The sequence below is a fragment of the Citrobacter sp. Cb004 genome, from assembly GCF_030337065.1.
Taxonomy (GTDB): Bacteria; Pseudomonadota; Gammaproteobacteria; order Enterobacterales; family Enterobacteriaceae; genus Citrobacter; species Citrobacter braakii.
The window spans coordinates 12,749-29,333 of record NZ_JAOWCH010000042.1; the positions used below are offsets into that span (position 1 = coordinate 12,749).

The window sequence follows — 16,585 nt, forward strand, 5'->3', positions numbered from 1 at the left end:
CGTCACCTTTATTTCCTGATAGGCAGGTAAACCGAGAACTCGGTATGACCCGGCCAACTGGTAAATTCAATTTTGCCGGAATGTTGATCAATCAAATTACGGGCGATGGATAATCCAAGGCCGGTACCTCCTTCGCGACCGCTGACCATTGGGTAGAACAGCGTGTCCTGCAAATGCGAGGGAATTCCCGGGCCGTTATCCTCAACATCAATCCGCGCCGCCAGACGATAACGCATACCGTGCAGCGTGAGCTGAAACGCGGTGCGGGTACGCAGAATAATCTCGCCGCCTTCCGGTCCCAGCGCCTGCAAAGCATTGCGCACGATGTTCAGCAAAACCTGCTCGATCTGGTCCGGGTCGTGCAGTAATTCAGGCAGACTCGGGTCGTAATCACGAATCAGCGTGACGTTTTCCGGCAGCTCCATCGAGACCAGCGCTACCACGCGCTCCGCCACTTTGTGAATACTTTCCGTGACGTGCATTCCCGGCTGTTGTGGTCCCAGCAGACGGTCGACCAGATTACGCAGGCGGTCGGCCTGCTCAATAATGACTTTGGTATATTCGGTCAGCGCCGGGTCCGGAAGCGCTTTACTGAGCAGTTGCGCCGCGCCGCGTAATCCACCCAGCGGGTTTTTAATTTCGTGCGCCAGGCCGCGCACCAGATCGCGGGCAGCAATCTGCTGGGCGTGCTGGAGCTGTTCCTGGCTCAGACGGCGCTGGTTATCCATTGGCGCCATCTCCAGCAGGATAAGGCCATCAGGCAGCCTCTGAGCGGTCACAGAGAGGATATGTGAGTGGCTATCTATCACCAGCGTCACTTCGTTATCCGTAAAGCCCTGGCCTGCATCCAGGCTCTCTCGCATCAGCCCGATGTTTAAGGAGAAATAACTCAACAGATCGGGAAGTGGGGTACCAAACAGTTTGCGGGAGCTTTGGGCGAGCAGCTGTTGTGCCGCCGGGTTGGCGTAATGTACCGCCAGCTCATCGTCGACGAGTAAGATGCTGTTGATTAAAGAATTGAGGATCTGCCCAGCATCGGGCAGCGTGCCGGTTGCCATTCAGCAGTCTCCTGAAAAGTGTTGCACCAATTTAGTGCATTATAGCTTTTTACATCAAAAAAGCGCGAGGAAGCAGGTTGTTAGTGGAGAAAAAAGCCCATCCTGGGATGGGCTAAAAGTTCCACGGCAACTTAAAGACTCTATATTTTTCTTGCTACAGCCGCGTGGGTCGCAACAAGAAATCTACGGAGTATTGGTACTAATTAAACGCTGTAGTACAGCTCAAACTCTACCGGGTGCGGAGTCATACGCACGCGGTCATCTTCTTCGCGACGCAGCGTAATGTACGCATCGATCGCTTCATTGGTGAACACGCCGCCTGCAGTCAGGAACTCGCGGTCCAGATCCAGTTCTTTCAGTGCTTCTTCCAGAGAACCAGCAACCTGTGGGATCTCTTTCGCTTCTTCCGGCGGCAGGTCGTACAGGTTTTTGTCCATGGCTTCGCCTGGGTGGATCTTGTTCTTAATACCGTCAAGGCCAGCCATCAGCAGTGCTGCGAAGCACAGGTACGGGTTAGCAGCCGGGTCCGGGAAACGCACTTCGATACGACGCGCTTTCGGAGAAGCCACTACCGGAATACGGATAGAAGCAGAACGGTTACGGGCAGAGTAAGCCAGCATTACCGGCGCTTCGTAGCCTGGGACCAGACGCTTGTAAGAGTTGGTGGTTGGGTTAGCCAGGGCGTTGATCGCTTTAGCGTGTTTGATTACGCCGCCGATGTAGAACAGCGCCTGCTCAGACAGACCCGCATATTTGTCGCCAGAGAACAGGTTTACGCCGTTCTTGGACAGGGACATGTGGCAGTGCATACCGGAACCGTTATCGCCAAACATAGGTTTTGGCATAAAGGTCGCGGTTTTACCGAAACGGTGAGCGACGTTGTGAACCACATATTTGTAGATCTGAATTTCGTCCGCTTTTTTGGTCATGGTGTTAAAGCGGGTCGCGATTTCGTTCTGACCTGCGGTCGCCACTTCGTGGTGATGCGCTTCAACAACCAGGCCCATTTCTTCCATGATCAGACACATGGTAGAACGGATGTCCTGAGAAGAATCTACCGGAGGAACCGGGAAGTAACCGCCTTTCACGCCAGGACGGTGACCTTTGTTACCACCTTCGTATTTGGTGGAGGAGTTCCATGCGCCTTCGATGTCATCGATAGCCACGTGGGAACCGGAAATGGACGCGCCGAAACGGATGTCGTCAAACAGGAAGAACTCTGGCTCAGGCCCGAACAGAACGGTGTCTGCGATGCCGGTAGAACGCAGATACTCTTCAGCGCGTTTAGCGATGGAGCGCGGGTCGCGGTCGTAGCCCTGCAGCGTACCTGGTTCCAGGATATCGCAACGGATGATCAGGGTGGACTCTTCATAGAACGGGTCGATGAGTGCAGTAGACGCATCTGGCATCAGAACCATGTCTGATTCGTTAATGCCTTTCCAGCCACCGATTGAGGAGCCGTCAAACATTTTGCCTTCTTCGAAGAATTCGGCATTTACCTGATGAGCAGGAATAGTGACGTGCTGTTCTTTACCTTTGGTATCAGTGAAGCGTAAATCAACAAACTTCACTTCGTGTTCGTTCAGCATCGTCAAAACGTGTTCAGCGGACATACTTACTCTCCCGGATTGGTCATGGTCGTCGTGGTAACGAAGTCTTCAATTCTGCAAAAAATTGGCCGTGTCGCCGTAAAAAATATAAAGCGAAATCTGTGCCAACTTTTAAATTGCCCCTAAAAGGCGTTATCATGCGCACTATCGTGCAAAGGGGCTGCACCATGAAGGTTGTATTGCACCATTATAGTGCTTTAATGTGAACATTAAGCACCATATTGGTGCAAAGCATGTCAGATTACCCCTTTTAACGCTCCGTGAATGTGATCACAAAGAAACTCTGCAATACTTGTTTGCGGAGGATGTTTGTGATCCTGTTTTGTACTGCGATTAATCCGTGTACAATAACGCGCTATTTCTAAAATGCCTGAGGCAAAGTTGTGATCGAAAATTTGCGTAACATCGCCATCATCGCGCACGTAGACCATGGTAAAACGACCCTGGTAGACAAGCTGCTCCAACAATCCGGTACGTTCGATGCACGTGCTGAAACCCAAGAGCGCGTGATGGACTCCAACGATTTGGAGAAAGAGCGTGGGATTACCATCCTCGCTAAAAACACCGCTATCAAATGGAATGACTACCGTATCAACATCGTTGATACCCCAGGGCACGCCGACTTCGGTGGTGAAGTTGAACGTGTAATGTCCATGGTCGACTCCGTGCTGCTGGTGGTGGATGCAATGGATGGTCCGATGCCGCAGACGCGCTTCGTGACCAAAAAAGCCTTTGCCCATGGCCTGAAGCCAATTGTTGTTATCAACAAAGTTGACCGCCCTGGCGCGCGTCCTGACTGGGTTGTTGATCAGGTATTTGACCTGTTCGTTAACCTCGACGCTACCGACGAGCAGCTGGACTTCCCGATCGTTTACGCTTCCGCGCTGAACGGTATCGCAGGTCTGGATCACGAAGATATGGCTGAAGACATGACTCCGCTGTATCAGACCATCGTTGATCGTGTTCCGGCTCCAAGCGTAGACCTTGATGGCCCGCTGCAGATGCAAATCTCTCAGCTGGACTACAACAACTACGTTGGCGTAATCGGCATCGGCCGTATCAAACGCGGTAAAGTTAAACCGAACCAGCAGATCACTATCATTGATAGCGAAGGCAAAACCCGTAACGGTAAAGTCGGTAAAGTTCTGACCCATCTGGGTCTGGAACGTATCGAGAGTGATATTGCCGAAGCGGGCGATATCATCGCGATCACCGGTTTGGGCGAACTGAACATCTCCGACACCATCTGCGACCCGCAGAACGTCGAAGCGCTGCCGGCTCTGTCCGTTGATGAACCGACCGTAACCATGTTCTTCTGCGTAAACACCTCCCCGTTCTGTGGTAAAGAAGGTAAATATGTTACCTCTCGTCAGATCCTTGACCGCCTGAACAAAGAGCTGGTGCACAACGTTGCGCTGCGCGTCGAAGAAACCGAAGATGCGGATGCGTTCCGTGTATCCGGTCGTGGTGAGCTGCACCTGTCTGTTCTGATCGAGAACATGCGTCGTGAAGGTTTCGAAATGGCGGTTTCCCGTCCGAAAGTAATCTTCCGCGAAATCGACGGCCGTAAACAAGAGCCGTTCGAAAACGTAACGCTGGACGTAGAAGAGCAGCATCAGGGTTCTGTCATGCAGGCTCTGGGTGAGCGTAAAGGCGACCTGAAAAACATGAATCCAGATGGCAAAGGCCGCGTACGTCTTGACTACGTGATCCCAAGCCGTGGTCTGATCGGCTTCCGTTCAGAATTCATGACCATGACTTCCGGTACCGGTCTGCTGTACTCCACCTTCAGCCACTACGACGATGTTCGCGCGGGTGATGTGGGTCAGCGTCAGAACGGCGTACTGATCTCCAATGGCCAGGGTAAAGCAGTTGCGTTCGCACTGTTCAGCCTGCAGGACCGCGGTAAGCTGTTCCTGGGTCACGGTGCTGAAGTTTACGAAGGCCAGATCATCGGTATTCACAGCCGCTCTAACGACCTGACTGTAAACTGCCTGACCGGTAAGAAACTGACCAACATGCGTGCGTCCGGTACTGACGAAGCAACGGTTCTGGTTCCGCCGGTTAAGATGACTCTGGAGCAGGCTCTGGAATTCATCGATGACGACGAACTGGTAGAAGTTACCCCAACCTCTATCCGTATCCGTAAGCGTCACCTGACTGAAAACGATCGTCGCCGTGCAATGCGTGGCGCGAAAGAAGAGTAATTAACGCTCTTTCTCAGGTAAGCATAAAAAAGCCGCTGATTTCAGCGGCTTTTTTTATCATCAGGAGAATTAGAAGAAATACTTTGCCCCAACACGAATCTGGTTTTGTTCGCGATGATAGGGTTTAACATTGCGATCTAACCAGCGTAATTCAAGGTAGGGTAACCAGTGCTCATTGATACGATACTTAAAGGTATTGGTAATTTCCCAGTGATGATCTTTTCCGTTGCTGCTATTGAAGTCATTGACTCGCATAAAATAGTGCGGTTCAAAGGTATAGGAAAATTTATCGGTAATGGTAAAGTTCCAGTAGTTGCCTATTTCATAGGTATCATTATTATCCAGCTCACCGTTTAGGTCGGTTGAACTGTAGTTATTATGGTTATATCGATTACGCACGGTAAGATTAAACCACGGAGTAAATTTATAGTTAACATCCAGATAAACAGCACCACCTGAGCCAATACTCTTATCGTTTATTAACCCTCCAGGCTGGATTGTTAATTTATCTGTCGGTTTAAATAACGGGTACCAACCCTCTATTTCGTTATAGCCGTGTTTTAACTCATCCTTGCGCTGCATAGTGTAGGTATTCGTGAGCATGATACCTGCGCCCATATCGGAGTTATAGCCAACGCGCAGCATGACCTCCATTTGGTCGGAGGCCAGGTTATATGCTTCGCGGTTTTCTACATAGGCTCCAGCGAAAGCAGAGGTTGATACTACAGAGGTTAAGAGAATTATTGTCGTTAATTTTTTCATGATAAATCCATTTTTTACGCGTAGGGAGGCCGCCATCCATTGGGATGGAATAGGCGGCAATTATTTTTATACGTTTACAGCAGAGGTGTTCTTTTTATTAGTAATAGGGTCCGGTTGGATGTTGTTTTTCTTCCGTTGGCTGATTTCCTCAATAATAAAAGCAAAACGAGTTTCGTTGAGCTTATAAAAGAAGCCCATCGTGAGTGCTGCAATAATTGCAAGTCCGCAAGGCCAGAGGAAAATAAGCTGACGTAAACCGAGCAGTGTGGCATCGCTCTGGACTATATTGGGGATATAACCGATTTGCGTCAGCATGATGCCCGGCAGGAAGCCTGCGAGCGCAGCAGAAATTTTGCGAGAAAAGGTATAACCCGTATACACCGAACCTTCCGCACGGATCCCCGTTTTCCATTCGCCATAATCGACCGTATCCGGAACCAGTGCCCAGTTTAGACTGTTAACAAAAGCGGTTCCGAAGAAGGCCATGCAAGAGAACGTGACGAATAAAAATGACGTACTGCCCCAGAAAAAGTTCAGCACATCACCGATAGCCCATAGCGCCAGGCCACCGAGGTAAACCTGCTTTTTACCGAAGCGTTTTACAGCTGTGGGAACCAGCAGTACCCCAACCAGAATGCATCCCATGCTGAAGAAACCCATCCACGACAGCAGATGAATATCGTTGAGCACGTACTGGGTGTAATACACCTGGATCGCCAGCTTGATGTTGAATGCCGCCAACGTGCACAGATTGGCGACACACAGCACCAGCAGTGGAGGGTTACGGAAAATGGCGCAGAACGACTTGAGAATGCTGGGCTTATGGTGATCCGGCACGATTTCGATATAGCGTTCCTTCACACCGCTAAAGCACCACCACATGCTGAACAGTCCGCAGACGGAGAAGATCAGTGCGGCAATCAGATAACCCAGCGAAGGTGAACTAACAAATAGCGCCTGAATAGGCATAAAGCCAACAGTACACAGTAACAGGCCTACGGTAGCGCCGCCCTGACGCCAGGCGGCGAGCTGAGCTCGTTCATGCGGGTTTTTCGTGATCGCGGGCACCATCGCGCCGTAGGAGCAGTTCATCAGGCTATAGAACAGCCCGAACAGCATAAACAACACTGTCGCTAGCCCGGTTTTCACCGTTAGCGTAAAATCTGTCGCTAAAAACTGCGCGCTGGCAACGACAGCAACAGGAAATGATGCATACAAAATAAAGGGCCTGAATTTCCCTTTTGCGCCAATATTACGCCTTGAGTCCAGCAACACACCGGTCAACATATCAGTGAAAGCGGTGAAGAACTTCGCCACCAAAAAGATAATCCCACCGTAATACGCCGGCATCCCTAGTTCATCGGTATAAAATTTAAGCAGATACAGCGTACCGATACACAGCATCAAATTTGAGCCGAAGTCACCCACTCCGTAGGCGAATTTTTCACGCAGGCTCAGTTTTAGCGTTAGCGGATCATGAAAAGACATAATCGCTCCTCAATAGCGCCCCGTAGAGCGCTATTCATTATTATTATCAAACGGGTTGTTTACGCGCTTCTATCTCTTCAACGATGCGGACATACATCTTCTCGTTAAGGTTGTAGAAACAGCCCATAGCTACAATGGTGATCACCGCCAAGGCGCAAGGATAAATAAAGATCAACTGACGCAATCCTTCGACCGTACTTGCAGATTGCACCACATTGGGGACGTAGCCGATTTGCGTCAGCATCCAGCCCGGGAAGAATCCTGCCAGCGCTTGTGACACTTTACGGAAGAAGGTGAAACCGGTGTATACCGTACCTTCAGAGCGTACGCCGGTACGCCATTCGCCATATTCCACGGTATCGGAGACCAGCGCCCAGTTCAGGCTGTTGACGAATGCCGAGCCGAAGAACGCCAGACAAGAGAACGCGACAAAACTGACGGAGCCGCCGCCAAAGAAGTAGTTAAGCAGATCGCCCGCCACCCAAATCAGCAAACCGCCGATGTAGACTTTTTTCTTGCCGAAACGTCTGACCATGCCAGGCATCAAGAAGACGCCGATGAAGATACAACCCATGCTAAAAAAGCCCATCCAGGAAAGGAGGATCGGGTCATTAAGAACGTACTGGGTGTAGTAGACCTGAATCGCCAGCTTGACGTTAAACGCGCCAAGCGTGCAAAGGTTGGCAATGCACAGAATAAACAGCGGGCGGTTACCGGCGATGGCGCGAAAGGATTGCAGCAATCCCGGTTTTTGCGCGGCATCAACGGGTTTCACTTCCACGTAACGTTCTTTTACCCCGGCATAGCAGAGCCACATAAACAGCAGGCCAAACAGAGAAAACAACGTGGCGGCGAAGATATAACCCAGCTGCGAGTTGCCTTCGATCAGGTTCATTACGGGAACAAAACCGACGGTACACAGCAACAGACCCAGGGTTGCGCCACCTTGCCGCCAGGCGGCAAGCGACGCGCGTTCGTCAGGATTTTTCGTAATCGCGGGAACCATCGCACCATAAGAGCAGTTCATCATGCTGAAAAACAATCCGTACAGCATAAACAGCACTGTTGCCATGACCGTTTTACCGGTTACTTCAAACGGTGTACCGACAAAGTTTGCAATCGCCAGCAAGGTAACCGGAAATGCGGCATAAAGAACGAACGGACGGAATTTTCCCTTCGGGCCGATTTTGCGGCGGGAATCAAGCATAATCCCGGTGCCCATATCGGTAAACGCGGTAAAAAACTTGGCGATGAGGAAAATGATACCGCCATAAGTTCCAGGTAAGCCAAGGACATCGGTATAAAACTTGAGTAAATAGAGCGTACCAATATCCAGCAGGATATTGGAGCCTAAATCACCCATCCCATAGGCGAGTTTTTCTTTGAACGGCAAGCGTAGGGTTGCCGGATTAGAGGAAGTCTGACTCATTATTATTCTCCATGTGCCCGCGAGTTTCCCCACGGGCGAGCCGCATTAGATGTTGCGTAAAGTGGCAAACAGTGACGCCCATTCACTCTTCGCGCGATAAAACACCGGAGGCTTGCCAATAGGCGCATCCACGGTAATTTCACCGCCCTGGTAAGTTTCCCCGGTCCAGATGTTGACCCAGCTATCCTCCGGCAGGTACAGCGTCCAGTTTTGCTGGCCTTGTTCGTGAACCGGCGCAACCAACACATCCTGTCCCAGCAGGTACTGATATTTCAGGGTGTAGGTCCGTGCATCGTCTTCGTAATGTAGGAATAGCGGACGCATCACTGGCAGACCGGTGGCGCTGTTTTGCGCGACCGCCTGTTTCAGATACGGTTTAAGGGTGGTAAAGACGGTGGTCATACGAGCAAAGTGGGCGATGGTTTCAGCATCACCATCAAACTGCCAGTTATCGCCAGGGCGGTTACCTTCGTGGGTGCGCATCATCGGTGTGAAGGTGCTAAAGTCACACCAGCGCAGCAGCAGCTCTTTGCTGCGTTTCATTTCAAATAGGGTGGTGTAGCCGCCGATATCGCTGTGGTGCAGACCATGACCGCTCATCGCCAGTGACAGCGCAGCAGGAACGACGGAAGCCAGACCGTCGTCAAGGCTCCAGTCAACGTTCTGATCGCCTGCCCACATCATGGTGGAGTATTTCTGGCTGCCGGTGTAACCCGCACGCATAAAGAACAGGATCTCGCCGAGCTTGCCAGTCTCCTGTAACGCTTCGTAGTTACATTTCGCCCACAGCGCAGGCCAGGCGTTATGCATAATTTCAGCGCTAATGCCATTGTGCAGGTAAGTGTCGGTTGGCAGGTATTCGCCAAAGTCGGCCATCCAACCGCCGCATCCCAGCTCAATCATGTTCTTTTTGATGACTTCTTTGAACCAGGCGTAGGCTTCAGGGTTGGTCAGGTCCACCACGCCGCCGTAAAACTCGCCAAACTCAACCAGATAGTCAGCGCCAGAGGCATCTTTCGCCAGATAACCGTGCGCAGCCGCTTCGGCGCAGAGATCTTTATCGCTGGCGACGTACGGGTTGATGTAGGAGAGGAATTGCACACCTTCTTCTTTCCACTGCTTAATACGGCTATCCAACTGAGGATAGTTGTCGCTGTTCCACTTCCAGTTCCACATCACGCGTTTGCCAAAGGAGGTCATGCGGATCCCGGACCAGTCCTGCGCCCAGATGCCGTTTACTTTCACGCCTGCGTTACGCATGGTGTCCAGTTTGTTCTGGCAAACCTCAGTACCGCCTTGAATACCGAGCGTGACGCCATCGTAGATCCAGTCCGGCAGCTCCGGCTGGCGTCCTAACAGCGCGGTCAGTTTTTCCAGTAAAGAGATGTAGGTGTCAGCGCATTCAAATCGTAGGGTGGTTTTGTCCTCCCACAATGCCAGTTCGTGATACTCCGGCGCGCTGAAGTCGAAATTCATATAGCAGCTGTTATCAACGTGGCAGTAGTACTTCTGCGTGCTGACGAAGGTCGGCTGCGGGAAAAAGGTCCAGTAGTAGTCACCACCGGCATTTTCTTTGCAGTCTGCCTGCCAAGTGACATAGCTATTTTTGTTACGGCCCACGCCCTGTTCGCTGGTCCACAGTGGGAACGGTTTACCGCGTAAGTCGAAATAAGAGAACTGTTCACCGCAGCCGTAAATATGATCGTCCGGGTTGGCAGCCAGACGCAGCCAGATGCGGTTATGGCTGAGGTCATCGTTGTGCAGATCCAGCTTCAGGCGACCCTGTTCATCGATGGAGATGTGCAGCGTGGCGTTGATGGTGTTACCGCGACTGAAATGCACCTGCCAGCCGTCAGGCGACTCGCTGACCGTGGCGTCGGTCAGGGCAATCTTCTCATTGAGCTTGTCTTTAATGCTGAAGTTGCCGCGGAACATATCAATATCGGCAACGCCAGCGCCGATCCACAGGCAGGGGGTTTCTGTGCTGTGACGTAAAATCAGGCGCTGGTGGTATGTCAGCGTAAAGCCATTCTGTAACGTCGTTAGTTCTAAAGCGGTTGACCGTTGTTGTAGCGAATTCATTATCGTCTCCGTAAAAATAGGGTAATTCGGTAATTTGTCGGAAAACTGTTATTCACTGCCGATTAAAAAATGCATCTGATGCGCTTCTCCGGGCGCGAGATGAATCAGGCTAATTCCGGAGTTAAAGGCGTCTGGCGGGCAGGTCATCGGTTCAACTGCCAGGCCGCGCCTTGCTAATTTCTCGCCGGTATATATCTGCAGCCAGGGCTGGTGGCTGCGTAAAAAGGTGGACATGTTTTGCGATTGACTGGTCATCCTGACTTCCCACTCTGCATCAGGTGGCAACGTCCTGAACGTATGATCGATAGTGGTCTGCGCAATGAGTCGCGGCGTGGTGAAATCCCGTTCACCACATGTTTCTTCACTCGCCGGAAGCGTTAATTCACAGCCATCGATGGGGTGTAGATTGCAGGTCAAGTAAGGATGTGCTCCCGCGCCATACGGTGCGATTTCATCACCCACATTCTGTGTACGAATAAACACGTGCAATCCACAGTCTGCCCCGAGTCGGTAAATCACCTCTGAAACCAGCGCAAAGGGATAACCATAAGAGGGCGGCAGAAAAATCATCAGCGACACTTCCGATGCCGACTGCTGGTTAATCTGCCAGTCCCGCCAGGCCAACAGCCCGTGAATGGCGGTATGCGAAATAGGGTCGTTAACGGCAAGCTGGAAGGTCTTGCCGTTATGTTGATAGCAGCCGTCTGCAACGCGGTTTGGCCATGGGACTAACACTTTTCCTAAATGCGCCTGCGGCATCTCTTCCGGCTTATGTGGAATAACGATGTGACGCCCACGATGCATCAATTCTGCTAGCCCAGCGCCAACCGTGACGATTTTCGCCTGGTAGTGTCCGGCCTGAAGATGAATGGTTTTTCCACCACTATGCATGGCTGCTATCCTTGTGACTTATTTGGCGTTGATATCCAGAAGACCGGCAGCAACCGCCGGAGCAAGGCCCGGAGCCAGCGGTAGACGCGGGATTACCAGGCAGTGCAGCAGGTGATAAATGTCCTGCTTACCGTCCCAGACTTTGGTGGTCACTTTGTTATCGGTGTCCAACTCCTGCCACCATGAACCGGTCTCGTAGTCCATCAGATAGGTGATGCAGTAATCCCACCACTTCTGGTACCAGGCTTCGTACTGGCTGTCGCCGGTGAGGGTATACAAGGCATAGGCGGTACCCATGGCTTCGACTATCGGCCAACGCACTCTTTCGCGAACGATTGGTTTACCGTCCCAGTCCACCGAATAGACAAAACCATCCGCACCGTCCGGTGCCCAGGCATCACGGATGGTGGCGTGGAACAAGCCTTTGGCATCTTCCAGCAGCCAGGCGGGAGGCGTTTCGAAGCGGGCTTCCAACGCGGCATGCAGATGCAGCATCAGACGGCCCCATTCGATCCAGTGGCCCGGCGTGCCGCCGTATGCGCGGAAACGGTGAGCAGGGTTATCCTTGTTGTAATCGCGGATTGGGTTCCACTGTGAATCGAAGTGCTCGTTGACGCGATACTCCCCGCTGCGGGCCACGTCGTGAATAATCACCGAAGCAATTCGCAGTGCGCGATCGAGCCATTTACGGTCATGGGTAACGTCATAAACGATCAGGAAAGCCTCGACCGCGTGCATGTTGGCGTTACCGCCACGGTAATCTTCCGTCTGGCTGAAGGCTTCGTCCCAGGACTCCAGGCACATCTGCTCGTCTTCGCTCCAGAAGTACTTTTCAATCACCTCGATGGCATCATCCAACAATTGTCTGGCCTGTGGATGACCGGTAGTGACCGCGCTTGCCGCGCCGAGCAAAACGAAGAAATGCTGATAACCCTGCTTGGAGGCGTCCATCACGCCTTCGTCATTTACGCAGGCGTACCAACCGCCGTAGCGTGTGTCGCGCAGCGCACCGTTCAGCGCTTTAATGCCGTGATCGACGAGTTGGTATGCGCCAGGCCGACCCATTGACGCGGCAACGGAGTAGACGTGCAGCATGCGGGCGGTGATCCACAGATGTGTCCCCATATCTGCTCTGACCTGACCACTGTTTCCCAGCCAGCCAAATCCGGTAGGTACCGCAGCGTTCTTCCCAAAGTTAAAGATGCGGTCTGTTTCCTGCTCCAGCCAGCGGTTGTGGCTTAGGGTGTTAAACCATTTCATTCTGAGATCCTCTTAGCGCCGGGCCATCATTTCATCGACGATATCGCCCAGACGCTGCAACTTAGGTGCGGAAACATCACGCAGCATCAGTTCGGTATCCGGCAGGCCAACCACGGATGACCAGACCGCACGTCCGGCCAGGAAGCCGGATGCGCCAGCGGTCATTGCTACGCTGACCGCGCGTGGGAACAGTTTTTCATCCACACCGGAGGAGAGAATGACCCACGGCATGTTGATGTTTTCATTCAGGCGCTGAGAGGCGCTAAGCAGCTCTTGTTGGGTTCCTTTGCCGTACAGAGGCATTTCGACCTTGTAGAGATCGGCACCGCTATCACCCAGTTCTTTCGCGGCATCGATAATGGCCTGTTCACGATCGAACTTATCGCCACGACGTGGTGGGCGAACAACCGGCTCGATGATGCTCAGCAGGCCATTGGAATGGCACAGTTCATTGAATTCTCCCACCATATCAAGACGTTGTTGGGCATCTTCATCGCTACGCCACAGCACCAGCAGTTTGAGGGCCTTGGCACCATCTTGCTTCACGGTCTGCGGGTCGATTTTTTTATCAATCACCACGCTATCGACCGGAATACCGTTACCCGGAATGAACTCATCAGCGGCCACAATCATGGCGCAGCTTTTGGCGACCGCGTTTTGCTCTACAACCTGGCGGTAGCAGAACTGCTGATCGACCAGAATGGCGGAGGCATAGGGGGAAAGGATCTTCGCCGCATTGACTTTGAAATCAGTCAGCACGCTGTCATTGACCGGGGATTTTGCACCCGCGGCGGCAAACATTAAGCGCATGGCTTCGCGCTGATCGACCGCCAGCATGGCAAATCCGCCGGAAGCTCGGGTGATATCTTTCAGGGTGTACTTGGTCATTGTTCAGTCCTTTTACTTATCAAAGTTGGGAATTCAGTCCGGCAGATGCCCGAACCTGCTCGAGTATTGCGGTCCAGTCTTCCCGGCCACGGCCAGCGGCCCGTGCCTGGTTATAGACTTCGCGGGAGGCGGCGCCGAGCGGCATCGGCACGTGCAATTGGTTGGCAACGTCCAGGGCGATGCCAAGATCCTTGTGAGCTAAATCGATCATGAAAGCCGGGGAAAGATCGCCTTTCAGCACTTTGTTCGGCCAGGAGGTAGTAAAGTGGCCTTTTCCGGCGGGGGTGCCGCTCATGACTTGCAAAGCCACATCGAAGGAGAGACCAAGTGCCTCGCACAACACGGCGGCTTCGGCAGAGAGGGCGTTTAGCGCGATACTCATGTAGTTGTTGATGAGCTTCACGCGGATCCCCATACCGGGACCACCTGCATTGATCAATTCATTACCCATCGCCATCAGAACCGGTGTGGCGCGTTCTACCTGCTGTGCCGTTCCACCTGCCAGCAGCAACAGCGTTCCCGCTATGGCGTGATCGGAGGTGCGTCCAACCGGGCAATCCATCATATCGAAGCCTTTGGCACGCATATCGGCGATGAGTTTATCGGTTTGCAGTGGGTGAATAGTCGACATATCAATTACTAACGCCTGCTGGGAGAGGCTTTCGCAAATACCCTGCTCGCCGAACAATACGCTGCGCACCAGATCGCCGTTTGGCAGCATGGTGATGACAAATTCTGCACCTTGTGCTGCCTGAGCTGGGCTACTGGCAGGCTGTGCTCCTTTTTCCACCAGGCGCTGAACGGCATCCGGGTTAACGTCAAAGACGCTGAGTTGATGACCCTGCTTCAGCAAGTTGCTCGCCATGGGTGAACCCATCTGACCTAATCCGATAAATGCTATAACTGCCATAACGTTCTCCTGAGACGTGGATGTCATTTTTTGTCATTTAAGGTCGTTTGTTTCTGTCTGTTTTTGATCGTATTTGTAATTTATGGTCAAAAAATTGACAGCCGTCACTTTTTAAACATTTTGTGAAATTAAAATGATCCCATCTTGAAACGCCTAAGGAACGACCATGATTCGTATTGCTTGTGTAGGTATTGCCGTGATGGATCGCATCTATTACGTGGAAGGTTTACCGACTGAAGGAGGTAAGTATGTGGCGAAGCGTTATACGGAAGTGGGCGGCGGGCCTGCTGCAACGGCCGCAGTGGCTGCAGCGAAGCTGGGCGCTAAGGTGGACTTTATTGGCCGTGTGGGCGATGACGACACCGGAAATAGCTTGCTGGCGGAGCTGGAGTCCCTGGGGGTAAATACCCGCTATTCCCGGCGCTACGCGGGGGCGAAGTCTTCACAATCGGCAATTATGGTTGATGCGCAAGGGGAACGGATTATCGTTAACTATCCCAGCCCGGATTTACTGCATGATGCTGACTGGCTCAATGAGATCGATTTTACCCAGTGGGATGTGGTGTTGGCGGATGTTCGCTGGCACGAAGGGGCCAGGCAGGCGTTCACATTGGCACGTCGGGCGGGAGTGATGACGGTACTGGATGGTGACGTAACGCCACAAGATATCCGCGAGCTGGTGGCGTTAAGCGATCATGCTGCGTTTTCTGAACCCGGTCTGGCGCGTTTAACCGGGATAAACGATCCTGAAGCCGGACTGAAACAAGCACAAACGCTCACAAATGGTCACGTTTATGTAACGCGGGGCAGTGAAGGCTGTGACTGGATAAAAAATAATACGTTGCAGCATCAATCTGGATTTAAAGTCGACGTTGTTGACACTACGGGGGCGGGGGATGTTTTCCATGGTGCGCTCGCGTTTAGCCTGGCCGGTGGCGACCTCCCGGAAGAGGCCGTCAGGTTCGCCAGCGGGGTTGCTGCGCTAAAATGTACGCGTCCGGGAGGAAGGGCCGGAATCCCTGACTGTGATCAAACCCGATCTTTTCTGTCACTTTTTGTATAAAATGCCAGGGCAATGGTTTTTCGAGGAAATTTCATGAGTCTTACCGAACTGACCGGTAACCCGCGACACGATCAACTGCTTATGCTGATTAGCGAGCGCGGTTATATGAATATCGACGAGCTGGCCAGCCTGCTGGATGTGTCCACGCAGACCGTGCGTCGTGATATTCGTAAACTCAGCGAGCAGGGATTAATTACGCGTCATCATGGTGGCGCGGGTAGAGCCTCCAGCGTGGTGAATACGGCGTTTGAGCAGCGTGAAGTCTCCTGGACGGAGGAGAAAAAAGCCATCGCGGAAGCGGTGGCGGACTACATTCCCGATGGGTCAACGGTGTTTATTACCATTGGCACCACCGTTGAGCAGGTGGCCCGCTCGCTGTTAAACCATAATCATTTGCGCATTATCACCAACAGTCTGCGCGTGGCGCACATTCTTTATAACAATCCACGTTTTGAAGTCATGGTGCCGGGGGGAACGTTACGCCCGCACAACAGTGGCATCATTGGTCCTTCTGCCTCGGCATTTGTCGCTGATTTTCGGGCCGACTACCTGGTAACCAGCGTTGGCGCGATCGAAAGTGATGGCGCGCTGCTGGAGTTTGATGTCAATGAAGCCAGCGTAGTGAAAACGATGATGTCGCACTCAAGACACATTCTGCTGGCAGCGGATCATACGAAATATACGGCTTCTGCCGCGGTAGAAATTGGTAACGTCTCTCAGGTGACCGCGCTGTTTACCGATGAATACCCAGGTCCCGCATTGCATAATTTACTCCAGTCACAACAGGTTGAAATTGTGCAGGTGAGTCCTTCACAAGATGATGCTTTGGCCGTGTAATTCCTCAGATGATGGCTCGATAAGTTCGAAGCCATCACTCTCACATAGTCAAACTTCTCCTTTCCCGCTACAGTTATTCATCCACGGCGAATAAGGAGAA

At 52.3% G+C, this 16,585-nt stretch carries 13 protein-coding genes; 3 read left to right on the top strand and 10 right to left on the bottom strand.

Annotated elements, in window-relative coordinates; genetic code table 11:
* Window positions 1–8 precede the first annotated feature (8 nt).
* Together glnL and glnA are read right to left on the bottom strand one after the other, a co-directional pair.
* Window positions 9–1,058, bottom strand: a complete 1,050-nt coding sequence (gene glnL, locus OGV65_RS03535) for a nitrogen regulation protein NR(II) (protein WP_047497478.1) — start codon at window positions 1,056–1,058, stop codon at window positions 9–11.
* Between the two features lie 203 nt (window positions 1,059–1,261).
* The gene (gene glnA, locus OGV65_RS03540; RefSeq protein WP_003028638.1) at window positions 1,262–2,671 is read right to left on the bottom strand and encodes a glutamate--ammonia ligase; all 1,410 of its coding nucleotides are present in this window, start codon (window positions 2,669–2,671) and stop codon (window positions 1,262–1,264) included.
* 380 nt (window positions 2,672–3,051) lie between these two features.
* Here glnA and typA point away from each other — a divergent pair, with 380 nt between their 5' ends.
* Entirely contained in the window at window positions 3,052–4,875 is a 1,824-nt protein-coding gene (gene typA, locus OGV65_RS03545; RefSeq protein ID WP_008786988.1) for a ribosome-dependent GTPase TypA, read from the top strand.
* Between the two features lie 69 nt (window positions 4,876–4,944).
* Here the strand turns inward: typA and ompL are convergent, their stop codons facing one another.
* The 8 genes from ompL to yihU form a co-directional block, all read right to left on the bottom strand.
* Window positions 4,945–5,637 carry a porin OmpL gene (gene ompL / locus OGV65_RS03550; RefSeq protein WP_286454613.1) on the bottom strand — a complete coding sequence of 231 codons (693 nt, stop codon included), beginning with the start codon at window positions 5,635–5,637 and terminating at the stop codon, window positions 4,945–4,947.
* Window positions 5,638–5,703: 66 nt separating this feature from the next.
* Window positions 5,704–7,125 carry an MFS transporter gene (locus OGV65_RS03555; protein WP_016155165.1) on the bottom strand — a complete coding sequence of 474 codons (1,422 nt, stop codon included), beginning with the start codon at window positions 7,123–7,125 and terminating at the stop codon, window positions 5,704–5,706.
* A 46-nt stretch (window positions 7,126–7,171) separates the two neighbouring features.
* A complete protein-coding gene (locus OGV65_RS03560) occupies window positions 7,172–8,554 on the bottom strand; it encodes an MFS transporter (RefSeq protein WP_016155166.1) in 1,383 nt (460 codons plus the stop codon).
* Window positions 8,555–8,599: 45 nt separating this feature from the next.
* Window positions 8,600–10,636, bottom strand: coding sequence for an alpha-glucosidase (locus OGV65_RS03565; protein WP_286454614.1), 2,037 nt, complete (start codon window positions 10,634–10,636; stop codon window positions 8,600–8,602).
* 48 nt (window positions 10,637–10,684) lie between these two features.
* The gene (locus tag OGV65_RS03570; protein ID WP_286454615.1) at window positions 10,685–11,527 is read right to left on the bottom strand and encodes an aldose-1-epimerase; all 843 of its coding nucleotides are present in this window, start codon (window positions 11,525–11,527) and stop codon (window positions 10,685–10,687) included.
* Between the two features lie 18 nt (window positions 11,528–11,545).
* Entirely contained in the window at window positions 11,546–12,787 is a 1,242-nt protein-coding gene (gene yihS / locus OGV65_RS03575; protein ID WP_016155169.1) for a sulfoquinovose isomerase, read from the bottom strand.
* 12 nt (window positions 12,788–12,799) lie between these two features.
* Window positions 12,800–13,675: a sulfofructosephosphate aldolase gene (gene yihT / locus OGV65_RS03580; RefSeq protein WP_286454616.1), complete on the bottom strand. Its 876-nt coding sequence runs from the start codon at window positions 13,673–13,675 to the stop codon at window positions 12,800–12,802.
* A gap of 19 nt (window positions 13,676–13,694) precedes the next feature.
* Window positions 13,695–14,585: a sulfolactaldehyde 3-reductase gene (gene yihU / locus OGV65_RS03585; protein WP_279266675.1), complete on the bottom strand. Its 891-nt coding sequence runs from the start codon at window positions 14,583–14,585 to the stop codon at window positions 13,695–13,697.
* Window positions 14,586–14,751: 166 nt separating this feature from the next.
* On the opposite strand from yihU, the gene OGV65_RS03590 reads away from it, so the two are divergent.
* Entirely contained in the window at window positions 14,752–15,648 is an 897-nt protein-coding gene (locus tag OGV65_RS03590) for a sugar kinase (RefSeq protein ID WP_141876131.1), read from the top strand.
* 33 nt (window positions 15,649–15,681) lie between these two features.
* Window positions 15,682–16,485 carry a DeoR/GlpR family DNA-binding transcription regulator gene (locus OGV65_RS03595; RefSeq protein WP_016155173.1) on the top strand — a complete coding sequence of 268 codons (804 nt, stop codon included), beginning with the start codon at window positions 15,682–15,684 and terminating at the stop codon, window positions 16,483–16,485.
* The last annotated feature ends 100 nt before the right edge of the window (window positions 16,486–16,585 follow it).

Bases quoted from the DNA above. Each gene is read 5' to 3' on its own strand.
- glnL (WP_047497478.1), bottom strand. From the start codon at position 1,058: ATGGCAACCGGCACGCTGCCCGATGCTGGGCAGATCCTCAATTCTTTA.
- glnA (WP_003028638.1), bottom strand. From the start codon at position 2,671: ATGTCCGCTGAACACGTTTTGACGATGCTGAACGAACACGAAGTGAAG.
- ompL (WP_286454613.1), bottom strand. From the start codon at position 5,637: ATGAAAAAATTAACGACAATAATTCTCTTAACCTCTGTAGTATCAACC.
- OGV65_RS03555 (WP_016155165.1), bottom strand. From the start codon at position 7,125: ATGTCTTTTCATGATCCGCTAACGCTAAAACTGAGCCTGCGTGAAAAA.
- OGV65_RS03560 (WP_016155166.1), bottom strand. From the start codon at position 8,554: ATGAGTCAGACTTCCTCTAATCCGGCAACCCTACGCTTGCCGTTCAAA.
- OGV65_RS03565 (WP_286454614.1), bottom strand. From the start codon at position 10,636: ATGAATTCGCTACAACAACGGTCAACCGCTTTAGAACTAACGACGTTA.
- OGV65_RS03570 (WP_286454615.1), bottom strand. From the start codon at position 11,527: ATGCATAGTGGTGGAAAAACCATTCATCTTCAGGCCGGACACTACCAG.
- yihS (WP_016155169.1), bottom strand. From the start codon at position 12,787: ATGAAATGGTTTAACACCCTAAGCCACAACCGCTGGCTGGAGCAGGAA.
- yihT (WP_286454616.1), bottom strand. From the start codon at position 13,675: ATGACCAAGTACACCCTGAAAGATATCACCCGAGCTTCCGGCGGATTT.
- yihU (WP_279266675.1), bottom strand. From the start codon at position 14,585: ATGGCAGTTATAGCATTTATCGGATTAGGTCAGATGGGTTCACCCATG.
- OGV65_RS03590 (WP_141876131.1), top strand. From the start codon at position 14,752: ATGATTCGTATTGCTTGTGTAGGTATTGCCGTGATGGATCGCATCTAT.
- OGV65_RS03595 (WP_016155173.1), top strand. From the start codon at position 15,682: ATGAGTCTTACCGAACTGACCGGTAACCCGCGACACGATCAACTGCTT.